The organism is Nonomuraea sp. NPDC003201 (assembly GCF_053590415.1).
In genome coordinates, this window is sequence record NZ_JBSFTC010000582.1 from 1 (window position 1) to 3,682 (window position 3,682).

A 3,682-nucleotide genomic window follows, 5' to 3' on the forward strand; every position below is an offset into this window, starting at 1 on the left:
CCGCCTCGCGCGTCCGAAGGGCACGGCAGCTGCGCCGGCGGGCACGCCAGGCGGGCGCGCGCCTCCGGTGGGTACGGCGGGCGTCCCGGTGGGTGCGGCAGGCGCGGCCAGCCCGCCAGGCGTGTGCACGGTTGAGGGGATTTTCAGGCTGCTCCCAGCAAACGTTCAGCCGACGCGCGGTGCGCCCGCCCGGCCGGCGGCCGCGGGACCGGTGGTCGCGGGGATGGTGAGCCGGTGAGCGGTCTTCGCCGGCGCGCCCCGCCGGGAGATGTAGTCCAATGTCCGGTAATCGACGGAAAGCTCATCCCGGGTCAGCCGCGCCATCAGGTACCCCCGCCGCTGGTCGATGAAGGAGATGTGCGGGTTCTCCTGCAGCGCCTCCGCGATCCACGTCCGGTCCCGGTACCCGTCGCCGTCGCTCGCGATCGACGAGGCGATCAGCTCCTTGGCCACCACCGGCGAGTCCGGGTCGTCGAAGTCGGTCTTGAGCTCGGCCAGGTGGTGCATGTGCGCGTCCCCCGTCAGCACCACCGGGTTCTCGGTGCCCGCCAGCGACCCCAGCAGCCGGGTCCGCTCGGCGGCGTACCCGTCCCAGGAGTCCAGGTTCACCTCGCGCCCGGGCCCGACCTTGTAGTCGCGCTGCGCCATCATGATCTGCTGCCCCAGCAGGTTCCAGCGGGTGGTCGAGCCGCGCAGGCCGCTCTCCAGCCAGCGCCACTGGTCGGACCCGAGCAGCGTCCGCCCCGACGCCAGCCGGTCATCGCACCCGGCCCGCACGCCGTCCAGGCACGCCTGGTCGTCGCGGAACTGCCGGGTGTCCAGCAGGTGGAAGCGGGCCAGCGTCCCCCAGGAGATCCGCCGGTTCACCCTGAGCACCGCCCCCTGGAGGCTGGCGCGGCGCAGCGGCATGTTCTCGTAGTACGCCCGGAACGCGTGCGTCCTGCGCGTGGTGAAGCCGGGCGCGTTCGTGCTGGAGACGGGCCCGGCCCAGTTGTTCTCCACCTCATGGTCGTCGAACGCCACCAGCCACGGCGCCACCGCGTGCGCGGCCTGCAGGTCGTGGTCGCTCTTGTACTGGGCGTGCCGCAGCCGGTAGTCGGCGAGCGTCTCGCACTTGCCGGGCGTATGGGTGCGTACGCGGCCGGCCAGCGCCGTGTAGCCGCTGGGGCCGTACTCGTACATGTAGTCGCCGAGGAACACCACCAGGTCGGGCTCCTGCTCGGCCAGGCGGCGGTAGGCCGTGTAGTAGCCGTGCTCGTAGTGCGCGCACGCCGCCACCGCGAAGTTGAGCGGCGTCTCCCCGGCGGGGGTCGTCCTGGTGCGGGCCGCCGGGGAGAGCCTGCCCTCGCTTCTGAAGCGGTAGAAGTACTCGCGCCCCGGCTCCAGCCCGTCCAGCTCGACGTGGACGCTGTGGGCGTCGCGCGACCTGGCGGTGGCCGTACCGGACCTGACGATCTTGGAGAAGCGCTCGTCGGCCGAGACCTGCCAGTCCACGTCCACGTCACGGGCGGGCATGCCGCCGCGGCCGTCGCCGGCCAGCGGGTCGAGCGCCAGCCTGGTCCACAGGACGAAGCCGTCGGCCGACGGGTCGCCGGAGGCCACGCCCAGCGTGAACGGGTCGGATCTGAGGGTTCTGGCCGCTGCCGCCGGTGTGGCGGTCTGGGGGAGGAGGAGTCCGGCTGTCGCCGCTGTCAGGAAGGCTCTGCGGTCCACGTTCACAGGTATGTCCGCCCGCGCTGACCCGGCCGTGACAGCCGAGTCAAGCACGGGTGAACAGCATCAGTCGTCCTGTTCGCGAGGTTCGGCCTCGGCCGATGACCTCACTGAGCGTTCATCCGATGGCTCCGTGAACGCCAGACAGCGTTCCGCGGAGCGTGGCCGCGTCCGTGAAGTGCACGCCGGTCATGCCCGCGCGCTCGGCGCCCTCGACGTTCTCCTCGCGGTCGTCGATGAAGACGACCTCGGACGGGTCGGCGCCCAGCGCGCGGGCCATCGCGTCGTAGATCTCCCGGTCGGGTTTGACCAGGCCCATCCTGCCGCTGTAGAAGCGGTGGCCGACCTCGGCGATCCAGGGCAGCTCGTCCAGGCCGTCGCCGACGCAGATGGGCATGTTGGACAGCAGCGCCACGTCACGACCGGCCCCGATCAGCTCGCCGAGCAGGATGACCGTGCTCTCGTTCGGGTAGGCCCAGCTCGCGACGTCCATGGCGACCAGGCGGGCGAGCTCGGACCGGGTGACGGGCCGGTCCAGCACGGCCGACCAGTAGTCCAGCGGGCCCAGGCTCCCCCGGTCGAACTCCAGGCGGTGCTCCCAGTAGCCGTGCCGGAACGCGTCCGGATCCGCGCCCACCGCCCGCGCCATGGCCTCGTTGTCGGACTCGAGCTGGGGCAGGCACAGGACGCCGCCGTAGTCGAACACAATCCACGTCATGCCAGGAATGGTCGCAGATGCGGGTCCAGCGCCGGGCAACCTAGGTACTTCTCGACCGTGTGAAAGTCGAGCCAGTCCAGGTTGACCAGCTCTTCGGCGTCGATGCCGGTGAAGCTGACGGCCAGGTTGGGCGGGATGGCGGCGATGTCGTCCTTGTCGGCGATGTTCACCCAGCGCCTGACGCCCGGGGGGCGTTCGCCGTGGCCGTTGATGGGGGCGGGCAGGAGGCGCTCGAAGACGACGTTGCGCATGCCGAGCGGGCTGCCCAGGGTGACCAGGAGGTCGATCCGGAGGCTGGGGTCGCCCCACAGCGTCTCGTACGCGACCACGCTGCCGAGCGAGTGGGCGATCACCACCTTGGGCCGGTTGCGCCTGATCGCGTCGGCCACGGCCTGCCGGCACATCTCGCGCCTGATCGCGTCCGTGAGGTACGCCGCCACCTCCGGCGCGAACAGCTTGGCGAACGCCGCCGACCTGCCGTCCAGCCGGTCGAGCAGCCAGCCGGTGAACGACTTGAGCGCCCCCGTCACGTGCTCCCCCACCCCCAGGTTCTTCGCCCAGGCGACGAGCACCTGCTGGATCTGGCCCTCCGCCGCCGCGGCGGCCCTCGCCTCCTCCTCGCCGCCCTTGCCGCTGTGCAGGTGGTGCGAGAAGTAGGCGACCTCGCTGAAGTACGGCCGCGCCTCGCCCCCGAGCGCCACCTGCAGATAGCGGTCCCACTTGACCCGCATGGCCTCGGCCGCCCCGGTCGCGGACCGCCCGGCCTCGAGGTAATAGTTGTACTTGCCGATCCCGTGCACGCCGACGATCGCAGTCACAGCGCCTCCCCACCCGTGATCTCCACGCGCGATGGTGGCACACGTCGCTTGCAGTCCGCCATCGAGCGGATGGGAAATGCCGTTGCGCGCGGCATATATCCCCCATTTACTGTTAATACTGGTGAGAGAACAGGAGTCCCGCCCATGCCCGGCCCGCTGATCGTCAACGACTCGATCGTCATTCCCGACGTCGAGCTCGTCTGGCGTTTCTCCCGTTCGTCGGGCCCCGGTGGCCAGGGCGTCAACACCACCGACAGCCGCGTGGAACTCGTCTTCGACGTGGCCGCCAGCACCGCGCTGCCGCCCGCGCTGAAGGCCAGGGCGCTCGACCGGCTGGGCTCCCCGACGATCACGATCGCCGCCTCCGAATACCGCTCCCAGCTGCGCAACCGGGAGGCCGCGGCGCACCGCCTGGCCCAGCGCCTGCGCGAGG

The 3,682-nt window shown here is 71.2% G+C and carries 4 protein-coding genes; 1 reads left to right on the forward strand and 3 read right to left on the reverse strand.

The genetic code is table 11. The features are described 5' to 3' along the window. Positions 1-165: 165 nt before the first annotated feature. From ACWDX9_RS61090 to ACWDX9_RS61100, 3 genes are all read right to left on the reverse strand, one after another. Complete coding sequence (locus ACWDX9_RS61090) at positions 166-1,713, reverse strand: alkaline phosphatase D family protein (protein ID WP_449973076.1); 1,548 nt, start codon at positions 1,711-1,713, stop codon at positions 166-168. 118 nt (positions 1,714-1,831) lie between these two features. Beyond that, on the reverse strand, positions 1,832-2,431 hold the full coding sequence (locus ACWDX9_RS61095) for an HAD family hydrolase (protein WP_449973077.1): 600 nt from the start codon (positions 2,429-2,431) through the stop codon (positions 1,832-1,834). Further along, positions 2,428-3,249: a hypothetical protein gene (locus ACWDX9_RS61100; RefSeq protein ID WP_449973078.1), complete on the reverse strand. Its 822-nt coding sequence runs from the start codon at positions 3,247-3,249 to the stop codon at positions 2,428-2,430. Before ACWDX9_RS61100 ends, ACWDX9_RS61095 begins: the two co-directional genes overlap by 4 nt. 144 nt (positions 3,250-3,393) lie before the next feature. Between ACWDX9_RS61100 and ACWDX9_RS61105 the strand changes: the two genes are divergently transcribed. Further along, positions 3,394-3,682: aminoacyl-tRNA hydrolase (locus ACWDX9_RS61105; protein ID WP_449973079.1), on the forward strand; the 289-nt coding region annotated here is incomplete at its 3' end.